Genomic DNA, 15,201 nt, shown 5'->3' with positions numbered 1-15,201 from the left:
AAAAGATAACCAGACTATGGAATCCATCAGACGCTTTCAGGTTTAGCGCCCTTCGCTACGGAAGTAAGCTTACGGAACTTTTCTTCCACACGGGCCTTCTCCCATTCGGTAAAGCCCTTGTCAATAGGATGAGCGTCATCGTAGTCGTCAAAGATCTTGCGACCGCGATCGTTGTCCTTGTCCAGACCGTGGGACACACGTTCGAACCAGTCCTTTTCCAGCTGGCGGTAACGCTTGACCAGATCCTCAAAACTATCGGACAGCGGCACCACGCGAACCACATCCTTATTCAGTTCAGTAGTAATCAAGCGGCGCAGTTCCTTCACAGGCTGGGCAAGCAAGTTCACGTCGTTTACCACCATGGTGATAATACTTTCCAGCACGTAGCGTTCCAGATATTCGGAGTACGTGTGGAGCGCTTGCTGACGGACGCGTTCACGCAAGAAGTTTTCGCCCAGGCCGTCAATGTGTTCCTTGGTATACACGTCACGAATGGTTGCCACCTGCAGGCGGCAGTAGGCATCGTAAACACAACGCACGGTTTCAGGATTGAAGATGTTGAAGAACGTAGCAGGCACCACGCCCTTACCGCGGACAGAATACTTGTAGGCGTTGCGATCCAGAGCGTAAGCATTGCAGGCGTAATTCCACCCCGGTACAATTTCGTTCAGTCGAGCAGGAACGCCATTGAGCTGCGGGTCACCGGGGCGCACCAGAGAGAAGGGGAACTTCAAACGCTGGGGCATGGTGGTAACACCAGTTGCTATCAAGGTGAAGGGAGACTCGCGGTAGTTGGCAGGGAACTTGATGTTTACGCCCAGGCCAAAGAACATGGCCTGTCCCGGCATCACTTCCTGGTCCGGCATACGTCCCGTGTGGTTACTACCCACGTTGGCGCCATAACCCAGGTTGCCGCATCCTTCGGGCCACAGGGCTGCAATGAGCAGAGAGTGATGATGCATCTGGGTCATAGGTCCCATATAGGAACTGTTCACTTCACCTTCTTCAATATGACAGCAGGGTGCAATAACAGAAGACTTCACAATAGCCTTGCAGCAAACCTTGGTGCGGGTCATGAGGACAGAGCCCTGAACTTCTGCGCCGGTGTGAATCTTCACGCCCATCTGCACATTGGAATTTTCAAGAATCACGGAATCGTAGACATGGGTGGATTCTTCCAGAGAGCTCATGACCACAGAGTTACGAATCTTGGAGGCCCCCTCAATACGGGCATGGGCGCCAATCCAGCTGTTACGAATGATGTTGGTGTTGGATACTACCGCACCCTTCCCCACAATACCGAAGGGCAAGGCCATTTCATCGCGATAAATTTTCAGCTGTTCTGCAAAAGCATTCCCCACTTCAGCATCAGCCTTATGGAAAAGCTGGAGGTCCACCAACTCCGTAGTCAATTCCGGGAACACCAGGATGGAACGACCGCCCATCTCGTTACCCACGTTCATGGAGGTGCCAATCATGTAGTTGATCTTGCCGGAGCTCACCAGGGAACCTACGTTATGCACCACAGCGCCACAGCGAATCAGTTCGTTGGACAGCATGGATACACGATAGATAAGAGCGTTTTCCACAATGCTGTTGTGAACAAGACTTTCATAGATGCCGGTGGGATAAGACACGTCACCGGGCAGAAGCAAAGTACCGAAGAATCGGGGCAGGTAAACTTCACCTGCGAAAGTGGAGCGATGAATTCGATTAGCATCAAAATCCTGTTCCACAAAAACTCTGGACCATGATTCCGAACGGTTCCCATTCTTTTCAAGAACCTGGATTTCTTCGGCCGTCAGAGCACGATACTTGGAGGTCGCCGCCTTGATTGCCTTGAAATTTTCCACGGAGGCAGCCAAAACACTATTCTTCAATACTTTTTTCAACTTCAGCAGTCTTTGCATGCCTCAAAAATAGACTAAATTCTATGCGTATGAAAGAAATGCTTTTCAATTTGATAGGAAAAGGCAAGTATAATATTTCCATCTACACCGAGGAAATATTTGAAAGACGCTGCCAGGAAGAAATTATCCGCAGTGATGAGGACACCAGCTCCTTCGTGTACGTTGAGCTGGACTTTGAAGCCATCAAGAACGCCATGGGTTCCGAGGAAGACAACCTGAAATTCTGGAGCATCTTCCTGGCATCCCTGCACAAGAGCAACCGCGGTAGCGACATTATCGGATTCCTGGAAAACCAGGCCGGTATCGGCATGCTGCTGCTGGACTCCAAGATCGAGGGCTGGGAACGAGTCCGTGGACGTATTCTGCAGATGGCAAAGACCGAAGGCTTTGAAAAGGCCGACGACTTCCTGATGAATTCTATCAAGCCTATTCTCTACCCCGCCTGCATCCAGAATGCTGGACTCGGCGACTTGGTACAGCCCATTCTCTAAGATGGTCCAAAAAGTTCTGGTCATTGGATCGGTATATCCCCGCTTCCATGAGGATGCGGAAGTACCTTGGCTGCGCGCCTCCATCGCCCACCTGAAGAAAGCGGGCATTGATGTACAGGTTTTAGCCCCCACCTACAAGGGCTTAAAGAGCCACGTTATTGACGGCGTCCCCGTGAACCGTTTCCGCTATGCACCAGCAAGCTTGGAAATGCTCACTCACGAAGAAGGCGCCCCCAGCAAGATGGCCTCGAAGCCTTGGCTGCAGCTCCTGGCAATTCCCTACATCATCAACGGATTTTTCCAGTGCATCCGACTGTGCCGCAAGTGGAAGCCGGACGTCATTCACGCCCACTGGCCCTTCCCTCATGCATACATCGCATTAGGCGCCGCAAAACTTTTCCGAATTCCTCTGGTGCTGAATTTCCACGGAGCGGAACTGCTCCTGATTCGAAAGAAGAAATGGGTACGTCCCTTATTGAAATTCGCCATAGGTCAAGCGCAAGGGATTTTTGCGAACAGCAGTTTTACCGCAGGTAAGATCAAGGCCCTTCGCGACGTGAACGTAGAGTGGAGCCCCTATGGAACTACCCTAGGCAGTGATGCATCCATATGTCATCCTGAGCGTAGCGCAGCGGAGTCGAAAGCTTGTCCTGAGCTTGTCGAAGGAGATCTAGCATCGCGAATGCATCCGGTGAATGGCAAGTTCAAGATCCTCTTTGTAGGCCGTCACATCGAACGTAAGGGCATCTGCTATCTCATTGAAGCAGCCAAGTACCTGCCTGTCGATAAATTCGAGATCCGCATCGTTGGCGTGGGCGACCTGACGGAAGACCTGAAGAAACAGGCCCGCGAAGTCATGGCCTCCGACGAATTCGAAAATCCATGTCATCCCGAGCGGAGCGAAGCGGAGTCGAGGGAACTGGGTCCCTGCGAAATCATCTTTACGGGAAAGCTTTCTCCGGAAGAACTGGAAGCGGAATACAGGAACGCCAACGTCTTTACGCTGCCCGCCATTGTGGACCATAAGGGAGACACGGAAGGCTTGGGCGTTGTGCTCATTGAGGCTATGGAACTGAACCTCCCCATCGTGGCAAGTAACGTGGGCGGCATTCCCGACGTGGTCGTAGATGGTCAGTCCGGCATCCTGGTTCCCGAGAAGGATCCTAAGGCTTTAGCAGATGCATTCAAGCGTCTAGCTGATGACCCCGCCCTGGTGGAAAGCCTGCTGGCAGGTTCCCGCAAGAGAATTGCAGAATGCTTTACCTGGGACGGAATCATTGAACGTCAGATTGCAGTTTACAACAAAGTCTGCAAAAAATAAACCATCCGGATTTAGAAAAGGCTTCGCTGATGCGAAGCCTTTTTCAATACTAGCAGATACTACTGGCGGTATGTCATCTTCTTTTTCAGCTTACCGTTTTCGTGGTATTCGTTCCACAGGCCCACTCGCTTGCCCTGGACGTAATTGCCCTGAAGCTTCAGCTGACCATTGGGATAAAATTCCTCGTACTGTCCGTTAGGAAAACCTTCATCGAAAACCACATGGCTTTCCAGCTTGCCGTTTTCATAGTAGGTTTCCCAGTTGCCGTAAAGCTTGTTGTGTTTGCAGGAACCCTTGGACTTGATCTTGCCATTTTCGTAATAGGCTTCGGATACACCTTCACGAAGGCCGTGAATGTAGGCCAGCTTTTCCTTGGGATTTCCGTTGGGATAGAACACCTCGAAAATGCCCTCCAGAATACCTTCCACGTAATTGGCCTTGGCAGCCACCTTGCCGTTGGAGTAGTAAGTTTCCCACACGCCTTCGCGGGTGCCCTCATCCACATACTTGTGAGCGCGGCTAACGTCATTACTCTTGATGAAAATGGAAGAAATAGTATCCGCAATAGGTTCCATGTCTACGCCGATGGTATCCACAGCGGCAGTGTCTACAGGAGCGACCTTTGCATCCATAGTGGGAATCTTGGGTACATCATTATTCTTAATGCCCGGGGTAGACTTCTGGGGGCCAGCGCAGGCCACAAGGAACAACCCAGCAAGAGACAAGTGTACGAGAGGTAATAAAATTTTCTTCATGTGGTCGTCTCCTACAGTCCAAAGAATCCAAGAGATTTGTTAGGGGCGTAAGAGCCCTTGGAACGAACCTTGCCAGTGCTGTAGTAGGATTCGTAGGCACCTTCACGCTTGCCGTTCTTGTAGGTGCATTTTTCCTTCAGCTTGCCGGTGCTGTAATAAGCTTCGTAGGCGCCTTCCATACGACCATTCTGGAAACTGCCCTTGCTTTCCAGCTGGCCATTGTCGTAATAACTCTCCCAGATACCTTCTTCACGGTCGTCCTTGTAGGCGCCCTTCTTTTTCAGCTTGCCATTCTGGAAATATTCTTCGTACAGCCCCTCGCGAGAATCGCTACTGTAGGTGACCTTGGACTGTACATTTCCATTTTCATAGAAAAATTCAAACAGGCCCTGCTTGCGGCCATTGTCAAAGACGCCCTTACTCTGCTGCTTTCCATTCTTGTAGAAGGATTCGAACAGACCGTTCATCTTGTTGTCGGAATAGACGCCCTTATTTTCGATAGCGCCGTTGTCATAGTAAGTTTCCCAGATTCCTTCCTTGACTCCGGACTCGCGCCAGGAATCGCCTTCGGGAATGAGGGATTCTGCCTGACACCACGCAGCAAGAGCGAAGCATCCAGCAATAAGCAATTTTTTCATATTTTCTCCTATAGGAAAAGGGCGCCGATAACTGCGGCAAAGACAATCATCTTGATGGGGCCGATTTTTATTTTGCGATTTCCAACCGCAATACCCTTCGTCAGGGCAAAAGTCACGACGAACAACACCAGCCCCACAAGGAACTGCTTCGTCTGCGCAGGATCGCCACCCATGGGGCGGCCAAACAATTCCACAAAGGGATTGCCGAAATTTTCCGCATTCATCAGCACGAGGGTTGCGGCAAGCAACAGGCCCACTACCGCGGGGCGCAAGCCATCGAACACGGCGCGTACCTTAGGATGATCGGCGTACTTCATAAAGAAGCGGCTAATGAGAAGCATTAAAATGAGGGAGGGCAACACCAGAGAGAAGGTGGCCACCGCACTTCCCAAGATGCAAGTGAGCGGATCCGCGCCAGTATTCTGTAAAGCCGTGTAGCCGGCGTAAGTGGCGGAATTGATTCCGATGGGACCGGGGGTCATCTGGCTAATAGCCACAATGTCCGTGAAGTCTGCAGAACTCATCCAGGGATGCTTTACAACCACATCCTGCTGAATCAGGGAAAGCATGCCGTAGCCGCCCCCAAAGCCGAACAGCCCAATCTTAAAGAACGTAACGAATAGCTGGAAAAAGATCATTTTTCTTCCTCCACGCTTTCTTCAGCCTTACGTTGTTCATCCATGATCTTGGCCACTTCATGGGCCTTGCGAGTACCGCGGCGACCAACCAGATACCCCACAACACCCGCGGCAATGATAATGAGGACGGGAGAAACACCCAACAGCCAAATGAGCAAGGCGCTTACGATGGGAACCCAGAAGGTATAACGATTCAGTTTTGCCTTTTTCGCCAGGTTGAAAGTAGGTACCGCAATGAGGGCAACAACAGCAGGGCGAATGCCTCGGAATGCTGCTGCCACAATCTCGTTATCCTTAAACTGATGGAAGAACAATGCGATCAGCAAAATGATAATGAAGGAGGGCAGCGCCGTCCCCATACAGCACAAAACAGCGCCCCTCACTTTTCGCAGACGATAACCGATAAAGATGGAAATGTTAATGGCAAACACGCCGGGACAACTCTGGGCGACGGCCATCAGGTCCAGGAATTCTTCCTTCCCTACCCACTTCTTCTTCTCGATGATTTCCGCCTCGATCAGCGGAATCATGGCGTATCCACCACCAATAGTGAATAGCCCGATCTTAAAGAAGGTCAGGAACATGTCCAAGTAGACGTTCACTTGCTCAAATCCTTATTGGTCATAGCGCAGACGCAGGAATCACTCCACACGTTTTCTGCAGTTTCAATCATGTCGATGATAGCATACAGCGGAAGGATTACACCCATGACACCGATATTGGCGTTCATGCCCACCATCAGGGAGAGGGTCAGGAAATAGCAGCCCATGGGAACACCTGCGTTACCTACTGCGGAAAGTACAGAGATGAACACCCAGGTAATCATGGTGCCGAGGGTCAGTTCCACACCGCTATTCTGCATCACGAAAAGGCTGGTCACCAGAATGAAAGCAGCGCAACCGTTCATGTTGATGGTAGTGCAAATGGGGAGCACAAAGCGGGAAACTTCCGGATTCACCTTCAGGTTATCTTCGGCGGACTGCATGGTCACAGGAAGTGTGGCAGCGGAGCTCTTGGTGAAGAAAGCCATCATGACAGCGGGACTCATCTTCTTGAGAACGTGAATGGGATTCAGGCCGCGAGCCAGCAGGAACAGGGGCAGCACAATGAGGAACTGCACGGCGTTACCGCCCATGACCACCGCAAGATACTTACCCAGGGAGCCAACCACAACGCCGGCACTCACCTGTGCGGAAAGCTGGGCAGCGAAAGCCACAACGCCAAGGGGCAAAGCCCACACAAGAGCACGAATCAAGGTGAACAGCAATTCGCGAAGGCCAAGCACCACCTTCATGAGGGCATGCTTGTTTTCGGATTCCGGCATGAATGCAAGACCAAGGCCCACTGCGGCAGCCACCATCAAAATACCCAGCACATTACCGCTAAGGAAAGGCTGCACCACATTGTTGGGAACAACGCTCAAGAAGTGATCGTAGTAACTCATGGCGCTCAAGTTCTGAGGAACTTCGGCAGCGCCGCCACTGACCAGATCCATGGGCAAGTTTGCAGGACCGATAATCTTGTATAGGAGAAGACCCACAAATGCGGCCGCAAAGGTGGTCAGCAAGGTGTAAATGATGGTACGTCCAAAAATCCTGCCCGTATTCTTCTGCACGCCAAGAGCAGAAAGAGTAGTCATGAGGGCAAGTGCGATGGTAGGTACCGCCACAAACTGGAACAGGCGAGTATAAACAGAAGCAATGAAGTTAATCAGGTTCTGGAGACCTTCGGACTGAATCAGCCCCAAGAGGGCACCCACAATCAGGGCAACGATCCAGACAATGACCTGCGTTTTCTTAACGGACTTGACCTTCTTTGTTTCGGAATTTTGCGTCATGCTAACCTCGCTAATTTTGGGAGGAAATTTAGAAAGATTAGTTGACAGTTTACCCGACAATCCCGATAGAGATAAGAAGAAACAACCGAGGACCCTATGCCAATTACACTTGTCAGCCATTACACCTTGCGAAACATTCCCTGGGAAGTGCTCATTTCCAAATGTTTAAGCCCATGGTGCAAGCAGCTGGATCGCCAATGCCGATGGCCCCTTCTGGAAAGGGTCCGCAAATTCCTACAGGCCGATGGGCTATGCCAGCAACAACAATATGAATATTCGGAAGGAATCATCCGGAGCATTCTCAACCAGGAGCATACAGAGGAAATCCCTCTGGACTTCTTGGGACTGGACCGGAATTTCAATCAGAAGGACGGAAGCGTCGTCAACCTGAGATTCATGGCAACCCGTCTTCCGGAGGGGAACATCCAGGCGGATATATTCACGACGCTGGACCTTGCATACGGCGGTAAAATGGAGGGCACGTACCTTTCCCTCCACCACCAGCTTCAGGAATTCTCCACGGAAGATTCCGCCACATGTCCCAAGCTCCACTTTGGCGAAATTCCCCAGAGCGTCTACCTGAGAGGAGCCCGAGGCGCCCTGTGGGATCGAATTGCCAGGAACGAAACGAACCTAAGGATTTCCATCGTGGAACAATCCGTAGGGGAACAATCAACAAAAGAACAATTGCCGGAAGAACATTCCTTGCAGGAGCAATCCGCGGCGGACAATTCCACTTTGGAATGTTCCTCCGACCAATATCCCGCTATCCAACATTCGCCCACCGAATATTTCCCCAATGATTATTCACCCAATGAATATTCCGCAGGCGATTATTCCGCCAGCGATTATTCTAAACTGCAGGCCAGAATTAAAGAACTGGAAGAAAGTCTCGAGGAAACCCTCTGCGAGAACAACGCACTGTCCGACCGTCTGGAAGAATCCCAGCGCTTGAATCGTGAACAGCAAAATGGCAAAAAGACTCTCATCAAGTCCAATAACGAACTGAAGGACAAAATTGACCGTCTCAAGAAGCGCATGAAGCAGGCCGATAAGCGGGCCAACATGAATGCCGACGAAAAGTTCACCAAGTTCTGCGAAGATTTCGACAAGGAGAACGACGAACTTCGCGCCGCCTGCGCCAAGATCCAGGATGAGCGAGATTGCCTCCAGTTAAAACTGCAGGAAGCCGAGGGAAAGGTCATCTCCCTGAAGGGGCGCTTGGGCAAGGCAAGCAACGGCATGTCCGGCGGCCTCCTTACCGCCCCCAGCGAGAACGAGAAATTTGAAGATGAATTTGTGATTGCCATTTTCAGCGCAATCCACAAGGCCATCGAGAAAACGCCCAGCAAGAGCAATTCCTATGGCAATCGCTCCATCGACCTATGGACCGCCATCATCAAGGCAAATCCCGACGCAGAGCGCGCCTTCCAGAATTATAAGGAACTAAAGGCAGATCTCATGAACGCCATGAAGAGCAACGATCTGGAAAGAAACCTGGACCTGTTCGCCCCACTAGGGATGAAGTATTCCTCCCACACCAATAATCACTGGAAGTTCAATTTTGCAGACGGGGATCGTCGTTACAACGCCACCCACGCCTCTACCCCCAGCGAAACTTCCTCAGGCCCAAGCAACAGCGCCAAGGATCTAAAGAACGCATTTTTGTACCCGACTTAAAGTTTGCGCAAGACGGCTTAAGAACTTGAACCAGTGCTGATGCGGGATATCACGTATATCCGCATGAATTTCAGAATACGCGACCAGAGGCCTCCACAGCTTCAATTTGCTTTTGGGCGAATGTATCCGCTTCTGCATCCTTGAGTAAATCACGGCTAGCGTAGTCCACATTCTTTAGGAACATTTCTTTCTTGCCATGCAACAGAATGTGTCCTAGTTCGTGGAAGAAAGTGTACCAGAAACCACCATCCGTCTCGAAGCCATCGTGAAGCTGGATTACGGCGATATCCTTGTACCAGCGGGAGGCTCCATGAACCGGAGCGGTCTTGAAGTTTTCTACATAAAGCAACTTGATGTTCGCCTTGGCGCAGAGGGACTGCAACTTTTTCTTGGTCTTTAAAAACTCCGGAGCTTTTACTGACGGAGATTTTTGGGCAAGAGCGATAAACTCTGGAAGCATGTTCTTGATATTGGAGCGGACGGTCTTATCGGGAATCTCTTCCATCTGGATTTCGTCCGCCAATATTTCACCACGGCGAAGCCATACAGACATGGCATAGGGATCGCGAGATTCCGCCAATGAAATACGGAAAGCGACCTTCAGCTGCTGCTTATAGTAATAGTTCTCCCAGGCCTTGGATGAACATAAGGCGAAGAACTTGAACAAAGGCTGCACCTTGTCGGCTGGGGCCTGCAGGGCACTAATCCACTTGCGTTTTAACATGTCGGCCAGGGGAAAATTCTTCATCCATTCAAGGACGGACGGTAGACCCTTTTCTCGTTTTTTACCTGCTAAAAAATTGCTATAGCTATATTGTCTGCGCATCCAATACTCCGCAGAAATACCTGTAACGCATTCCAAGTCCATTGCGACGTCGAGAGACAATGAACATTTGCCCTTTAAAATTTCATTGATGGTTTTTGGAGTACGCCCAATACGAGAAGCCAAATCATTGGCGTCCATTTTCATTTCTTCAAGTTTCTCCGCCAAATCTTCTCCTGGCGGGTAAATAACTGCAGGTGCAAAATCTTTAATTATTTCAGACATACGGCCTCCTATTTGTGGTAATCCACTATTTCTAAAATTTCTGCACTGGTAATCTCAATCCATATTTTACCATCTGCATTTTCGCCGGCTCGAAACACTAGGCGATAAGGCTGATCCAAGTCACAAGCCCATTCGCTAGCGCGATTTCCTGTTAGTTCGTGAAAGTGACCAGGAAGCGAACGCAAACTTTCAAAATTTTCAGACTGCCGAATATTATCCAACCTTCGCCAAAACAACTTACTTCGAGATGCACCAAGTTTTCTTAAACCATAACTGGCATCTAATGCACATCTCTCTAGTTCTTTATCCTTGAAAGAAACTTCCAAGTCCCCCCTCCATCGTTGTATTTATTTTAAATATATAATAAATTTTCAACTAAAGCAAGAGGTTAATTAAATTATAATAAACATAAAGAGTTAATCAAAAAAAACTCTTTGCTATAAACAGGAAGAAAACTTAAAAACTTTTTAATGCCCTAGAGGACAGGAATTTGAACGTTGCTTAGCTTCCGATTTGTCTAGATTTTCCTGACATTCCCAATGAGTAATCTGATTAGCGCAAACTTCAGCAATGGTAGCATCACCGGAATCGTCTTCACAGGCATTCATGCACATCACCATCATTAAATACTCGTCTATAATTGGATATCTTTCACAACTTAATTTTTTTTGAACAACAGGAATCGCTACTGTGGCAACAGCAGCAGCAACAATCCCCACCTCTTTGGGATGATCCTGCACGAATTCCTTACTCTTGTTAAAGGCTGCTCTTCCTTTCTTTTTGATACTTCCCCACCATCCGGAATTTTGTTCCTCTTGAGAATAGTCTTCTTCATTTACCGTTTCTACAACTGGGTTCTCAGCTGGCTTTTCCTTGGGAATCAACGTAGTCCCTTCAGTCACCTTTCCTTCTTTTTCACCATCGAAGTCAGGAATTTCATAAACATCTTCCTGAGCAATAGCAACGGGTTCTTCACGAACAGAAGCGACGGAATCCATCTGAACCTCCTGCACGGAATCTACAGAATTTTCTGCCATAGGCAGGACTTCAGAATCCCCCTCGTCACCGCCATCACTTTCAACAACAACAGAAAGAATCGCTCTCAAGGAATCAATTTCAGAATGCAGTTTTTTCGTTTCGGAAAGCATGGAATCAATTTGTGCATTCTGATACGATGACTCCGATGTCTTTTTCGCTCTTTGCGCCTCAGATTCATTTGAAGTTATTCCGTCAAGGCAATCCGACAGTGTTTCCTTAAAATCCTTATTACAGGAGGTAAGTATTAGCAGAATAAATAATATGACCAAATTTTTCATCATACACCTTTAAAAATCAAACTCGTCTTTGCCATCGGCATCTTTTTTAGGCTTGTACCTACGATCTTCCAAAAACTTCTTGACCTCGCCAATAACGTTCATTCTAAAACGGCTAACAAATTCCAATCCTCTTCGCGTAATCAGAAGCTGCTCAGGATTACTCGAAGTCTGCTGAGAAAGGAACTTTTTGAGTTTCTTCAAAAATACAATGGCAGCCACTATTCTTTTCTGTTCTGGGAAATCAGTTTCCTTCTGCGCATCCGTCTTTGGAGGCTCTTTCCAATACTTGCGTTCAATGCAGTTGACGTAATTGAATTCTCCATCATCAGCTCTCTTCTTCTTTTCGCCATCCTTCGGATAAGTCTTGAAATATTCCTTTACCACATCGGAATACTTCTTATCGCGACCCTCCAACATTCGTGCAATATCGTCACGAAGGGACTGCCATATTTTAATATCGGCATCATCAGCCATAAAAATTCCCTTTTTTCGCACAAAAACGCCATTCACGTTTGACCCATTTTGACCCACGAGCTGGTTCTAAAATTGTTGTCATGAAGGGGCGATCCCCCTCAAGTAATAGAAAAACTCATCGCATTAGCGACACACCTTTGCCAAGCCACCGAGCTTGTGCAGCAGCTTGACATCACCGGTATTTGGGCTTTTTACAAAAATAACACCAAAACAATCATTTTCAAAATAAAAAAGGAGTCAAATATGACATATGTATCTGCAAACAAAGAAATCAACGATTTCTGCAACAATCTTCTGGCAACCAACTTGTGGATCATTGATCACAGGAGCAAGCACATCGTGCTTCGCCATATCGCCATAGGCGCCAACAAGATTATCCCCATTCCCTGTACACCTAGCGACATCAATGCTTTCAAGAATCTCAAACACAGGTACAAACGCTACCTGCGCGAGTACTTCAAACAAATCGGGCTGATCATCAATAAACAAATGAATATCCAATAAAGGAGCCACATTATGTGCACCACAAAGAATTACCTTCACGCTCTTGAAAAAGAAATCGAACTCCGTCTTAACGGATTCCAAACCTCCATCGCTGACGTAAACTTCATCAAACGGGACGAAAGAGGATTCATGTACGAATTGATTGAATCCGATCGCACAAACTCACCCTTTGAAGATATCGCCTACAACTTTAGCAATGCAACCCAATGTTATCAGGTTCCTGAAAGCGCCGTTCCCAAGGCGAAGCTCCTTCCAGAGAATATGCTGGTAGTCTGCGGCTTTGGCACACAGGTCACCCCAGACAACAACAAGAGATACTTTATCTGGCTGAGTGGAAAAGTTAAGGCTCAGCACCTTCTCTGCACGCCACCTAGCACCATCCAAATTGCTGCTGAAATTTCCGCCATGGAACACATCAGCAACGTCAAGGGAAACCTGAGCCTTCAGGCCCGTGGCGAAGTAGACAACTTTGAAGAACGTTACGCAATCCCTCGAGTAATTCCTAAAGCCCTCTCCAGTCTCCTCCAAGGCGAGGAACTGAACCTGCCTTCCTTTGAAACAAAGGAAATTCCAGAAGAGGAATACGTTATCCTCAAGGACAACAATCGCCCTGGCAATAGCGAACAACGTCAGTTTGTTTGCAACGCCCTTTCTACTCCCGATTTCACCATCAAGGTCGGCCCTCCAGGCTCAGGCAAGACCACTTCCGTCGTGGAACTGATTATTCAACTGGTAAAGCGCGGCAAGCGCATTCTGCTAGTGGCTTCTACCAACGTAGCCATCGACAATATTCTGGAAAAATTGAAGGATCATCTCGACAAGGTTTGCGTTAAGCGCTACGGCAAGACCGATAACGACAAAATCAGCACCGAAGCAAAGAAATTCATCACAAAGGATCCGTTCAAAAAAATGGAAGCCTATTCTTTGAAAAAACGTTTGCAAAATATCCCAGAGGATGAACGTTCCGCCATACAGAACAGCCTTCTTGATAATTGCAGTGTCAAAGACAATAAACTGCTCTATGAAATCATTGAAGAAAATGCCCCCATCGTGGCAGGTACCACTTTCGGAGCCGCCTTGGAAGAAATGAAGAAGCTGATGGCCAAAGGAGAAATAGAGCCGCCCTTTGATTACCTCATTCTTGATGAATCATCCAAGACAACCATCCAGGAATTCTTGGTTCCCGCCTGTCTTTGCAAGCACTGGATTGTGGTAGGCGATACTCAACAGCTTCCGCCTTACGTCAGCGATGACGATCTGGCAGAGAATCTGCAAATCTGCTATCCCGACGACAAGAGCAAGGAGAAGGAATATACGGTAGCCTCCGATTCTCTCCTGGCTGCTGCAGGCTGCAATTTCCGTCAGACAGTCCTGTTGGTGGAAAAGGAATCCGAGATGGATGCCTACTGGTACAGTAAATACGCAAAGAAGAACGACATTCTTTTTGCCGACGCCGATAAGATCGAAGAATACGAAAAGGTTCTTCCCTTCGCTACGATCATCGTTGGTTCCGTAGAGTCTTTCCGCAAGAATCGCCACCTGATTGCTCCGCGCATCACTACAGTGCGTCTCGCCCGCGACAAGGATACAGGACGCATCTTGCACGAAGAGGATATGCAGGAATGGGTAAGCATCGCCCGCTATAACCGCGAAAACCTTCTGGACCGTTTTGACGAAAACGACCCTAAGGAATGGCATGACGAAGTGGCATGGCGTTTGATCCGCATGTTTGAACAACGCGATAACGATGTGAACGTAGACCGTAGTACTTTGGCTCGCCTCAAGGACGAAATCAACGCCTTGATTCCTGTAGGGGATGCAGAAGCCTGCAAGAAGAGCATCCATGTCTTCGAACAGATTTACCTGCCTTCCTACATGGAATTGCTACTCCGCGGCTTCGGCGAATATAAGGATATTGCCCTCTTCCGCGGTATTCCCCAGAAGATGCTAGAGCAACGTTGCATCAAGCTGTCTTACCAGCACCGCAGCCACCCGGATATTGCTCAGATTGCCTCTGACGAATTCTACGACGGCAAGGCCATGCGTTCCGAACATATGGTCGGCAAGCGCGAATGGAATTACCATCGCTTTGGTGCATGCCACAATCACTGGGAAAACATCAAGGGACGATGCGATAACAAGAACCGTAACAAAGCCGAACAGAAGTGGATTCAACAGGAACTGGTGAAGTTCCGCGATTTCACAAAGGCCAAGCCCAAGAAAGGAGAAAGATGGACCGTCGCCGTTCTTTCCTTCTATAAGGAACAGGCTGATGCCCTAAAGAAGATATGCCAGACCGTTTTCAAGGGTTGCGAAAAGACTGTAGAGTACAGCGCAGGATCTGTTGATTCCTTCCAGGGTCACGAGGCAGATATCGTCTTCCTCAGCTACAGCAACCAGGTGCCCACCTGCTTTATCGGAGCCCCCAACCGCTTGAACGTGGCTATCACCCGCGCCCGCTACATGATGGTCCATGTTGGCAACTGGCGAGCCATGAGCAAGGGCCAAGGCGCCTTAGGACGCATTACCCAGAAACTGAAGAACGTAACCCACGGTCTTTAATCCATCACTTTTTTATAGGAGACTCGT

At 48.8% G+C, this 15,201-nt stretch carries 15 protein-coding genes; 5 read left to right on the top strand and 10 right to left on the bottom strand.

From position 1 onward, the window contains the following. Positions 1-26: 26 nt before the first annotated feature. Positions 27-1,910 (bottom strand): DUF4954 family protein, encoded by a 1,884-nt coding sequence (locus BUB59_RS07865; RefSeq protein ID WP_073228155.1) that lies wholly within the window; start codon positions 1,908-1,910, stop codon positions 27-29. A 29-nt stretch (positions 1,911-1,939) separates the two neighbouring features. Here BUB59_RS07865 and BUB59_RS07860 point away from each other — a divergent pair, with 29 nt between their 5' ends. Continuing rightward, positions 1,940-2,401 (top strand): hypothetical protein, encoded by a 462-nt coding sequence (locus BUB59_RS07860; protein ID WP_073228386.1) that lies wholly within the window; start codon positions 1,940-1,942, stop codon positions 2,399-2,401. A 1-nt stretch (position 2,402) separates the two neighbouring features. Further along, positions 2,403-3,722, top strand: coding sequence for a glycosyltransferase (locus BUB59_RS07855; protein ID WP_073228152.1), 1,320 nt, complete (start codon positions 2,403-2,405; stop codon positions 3,720-3,722). A 59-nt stretch (positions 3,723-3,781) separates the two neighbouring features. Here the strand turns inward: BUB59_RS07855 and BUB59_RS07850 are convergent, their stop codons facing one another. The 5 genes from BUB59_RS07850 to BUB59_RS07830 are packed head-to-tail and all read right to left on the bottom strand — an operon-like array spanning position 3,782 to position 7,590. After that, positions 3,782-4,477 (bottom strand): toxin-antitoxin system YwqK family antitoxin, encoded by a 696-nt coding sequence (locus BUB59_RS07850; protein ID WP_083540235.1) that lies wholly within the window; start codon positions 4,475-4,477, stop codon positions 3,782-3,784. An 11-nt stretch (positions 4,478-4,488) separates the two neighbouring features. Next, positions 4,489-5,115 (bottom strand): toxin-antitoxin system YwqK family antitoxin, encoded by a 627-nt coding sequence (locus tag BUB59_RS07845; RefSeq protein ID WP_073228144.1) that lies wholly within the window; start codon positions 5,113-5,115, stop codon positions 4,489-4,491. A gap of 8 nt (positions 5,116-5,123) precedes the next feature. Continuing rightward, a complete protein-coding gene (locus tag BUB59_RS07840; RefSeq protein WP_073228141.1) occupies positions 5,124-5,753 on the bottom strand; it encodes a chromate transporter in 630 nt (209 codons plus the stop codon). Continuing rightward, on the bottom strand, positions 5,750-6,337 hold the full coding sequence (locus BUB59_RS07835) for a chromate transporter (protein WP_369806268.1): 588 nt from the start codon (positions 6,335-6,337) through the stop codon (positions 5,750-5,752). The genes BUB59_RS07840 and BUB59_RS07835 overlap by 4 nt, the downstream gene beginning before the upstream one ends. A 14-nt stretch (positions 6,338-6,351) precedes the next feature. Then, a complete protein-coding gene (locus tag BUB59_RS07830; RefSeq protein WP_073228139.1) occupies positions 6,352-7,590 on the bottom strand; it encodes a dicarboxylate/amino acid:cation symporter in 1,239 nt (412 codons plus the stop codon). 96 nt (positions 7,591-7,686) lie between these two features. Between BUB59_RS07830 and BUB59_RS07825 the strand changes: the two genes are divergently transcribed. Further along, positions 7,687-9,270 carry a hypothetical protein gene (locus BUB59_RS07825; RefSeq protein WP_143160285.1) on the top strand — a complete coding sequence of 528 codons (1,584 nt, stop codon included), beginning with the start codon at positions 7,687-7,689 and terminating at the stop codon, positions 9,268-9,270. Positions 9,271-9,340: 70 nt separating this feature from the next. On the opposite strand, the gene BUB59_RS07820 is transcribed toward BUB59_RS07825, so the two are convergent. The 4 genes from BUB59_RS07820 to BUB59_RS07805 form a co-directional block, all read right to left on the bottom strand. Further along, positions 9,341-10,318: a helix-turn-helix domain-containing protein gene (locus BUB59_RS07820; RefSeq protein WP_073228133.1), complete on the bottom strand. Its 978-nt coding sequence runs from the start codon at positions 10,316-10,318 to the stop codon at positions 9,341-9,343. Between the two features lie 8 nt (positions 10,319-10,326). Further along, entirely contained in the window at positions 10,327-10,644 is a 318-nt protein-coding gene (locus BUB59_RS07815; RefSeq protein ID WP_073228129.1) for a type II toxin-antitoxin system RelE/ParE family toxin, read from the bottom strand. Positions 10,645-10,785: 141 nt separating this feature from the next. Then, the gene (locus BUB59_RS07810) at positions 10,786-11,637 is read right to left on the bottom strand and encodes a hypothetical protein (protein WP_143160284.1); all 852 of its coding nucleotides are present in this window, start codon (positions 11,635-11,637) and stop codon (positions 10,786-10,788) included. Positions 11,638-11,643: 6 nt separating this feature from the next. After that, entirely contained in the window at positions 11,644-12,108 is a 465-nt protein-coding gene (locus tag BUB59_RS07805) for a hypothetical protein (RefSeq protein ID WP_073228122.1), read from the bottom strand. Between the two features lie 243 nt (positions 12,109-12,351). Here BUB59_RS07805 and BUB59_RS07800 point away from each other — a divergent pair, with 243 nt between their 5' ends. Both BUB59_RS07800 and BUB59_RS07795 read left to right on the top strand, forming a co-directional pair. Beyond that, complete coding sequence (locus BUB59_RS07800; protein WP_073228383.1) at positions 12,352-12,612, top strand: hypothetical protein; 261 nt, start codon at positions 12,352-12,354, stop codon at positions 12,610-12,612. Positions 12,613-12,624: 12 nt separating this feature from the next. Continuing rightward, positions 12,625-15,174, top strand: a complete 2,550-nt coding sequence (locus tag BUB59_RS07795) for an AAA domain-containing protein (RefSeq protein ID WP_073228120.1) — start codon at positions 12,625-12,627, stop codon at positions 15,172-15,174. Positions 15,175-15,201 lie beyond the last annotated feature (27 nt).

Origin of the sequence: Fibrobacter sp. UWEL, from assembly GCF_900142535.1 — a bacterium.
Lineage (GTDB): Bacteria > Fibrobacterota > Fibrobacteria > Fibrobacterales > Fibrobacteraceae > Fibrobacter.
This window is presented reverse-complemented; position numbering and strand designations above follow the sequence as displayed.

What these genes read in the sequence shown, in the direction of transcription:
- BUB59_RS07865 (WP_073228155.1), bottom strand. Translation starts at nt 1,910, where the DNA reads ATGCAAAGACTGCTGAAGTTGAAAAAAGTATTGAAGAATAGTGTTTTG.
- BUB59_RS07860 (WP_073228386.1), top strand. Translation starts at nt 1,940, where the DNA reads ATGAAAGAAATGCTTTTCAATTTGATAGGAAAAGGCAAGTATAATATT.
- BUB59_RS07855 (WP_073228152.1), top strand. Translation starts at nt 2,403, where the DNA reads ATGGTCCAAAAAGTTCTGGTCATTGGATCGGTATATCCCCGCTTCCAT.
- BUB59_RS07850 (WP_083540235.1), bottom strand. Translation starts at nt 4,477, where the DNA reads ATGAAGAAAATTTTATTACCTCTCGTACACTTGTCTCTTGCTGGGTTG.
- BUB59_RS07845 (WP_073228144.1), bottom strand. Translation starts at nt 5,115, where the DNA reads ATGAAAAAATTGCTTATTGCTGGATGCTTCGCTCTTGCTGCGTGGTGT.
- BUB59_RS07840 (WP_073228141.1), bottom strand. Translation starts at nt 5,753, where the DNA reads ATGATCTTTTTCCAGCTATTCGTTACGTTCTTTAAGATTGGGCTGTTC.
- BUB59_RS07835 (WP_369806268.1), bottom strand. Translation starts at nt 6,337, where the DNA reads ATGTTCCTGACCTTCTTTAAGATCGGGCTATTCACTATTGGTGGTGGA.
- BUB59_RS07830 (WP_073228139.1), bottom strand. Translation starts at nt 7,590, where the DNA reads ATGACGCAAAATTCCGAAACAAAGAAGGTCAAGTCCGTTAAGAAAACG.
- BUB59_RS07825 (WP_143160285.1), top strand. Translation starts at nt 7,687, where the DNA reads ATGCCAATTACACTTGTCAGCCATTACACCTTGCGAAACATTCCCTGG.
- BUB59_RS07820 (WP_073228133.1), bottom strand. Translation starts at nt 10,318, where the DNA reads ATGTCTGAAATAATTAAAGATTTTGCACCTGCAGTTATTTACCCGCCA.
- BUB59_RS07810 (WP_143160284.1), bottom strand. Translation starts at nt 11,637, where the DNA reads ATGATGAAAAATTTGGTCATATTATTTATTCTGCTAATACTTACCTCC.
- BUB59_RS07805 (WP_073228122.1), bottom strand. Translation starts at nt 12,108, where the DNA reads ATGGCTGATGATGCCGATATTAAAATATGGCAGTCCCTTCGTGACGAT.
- BUB59_RS07800 (WP_073228383.1), top strand. Translation starts at nt 12,352, where the DNA reads ATGACATATGTATCTGCAAACAAAGAAATCAACGATTTCTGCAACAAT.
- BUB59_RS07795 (WP_073228120.1), top strand. Translation starts at nt 12,625, where the DNA reads ATGTGCACCACAAAGAATTACCTTCACGCTCTTGAAAAAGAAATCGAA.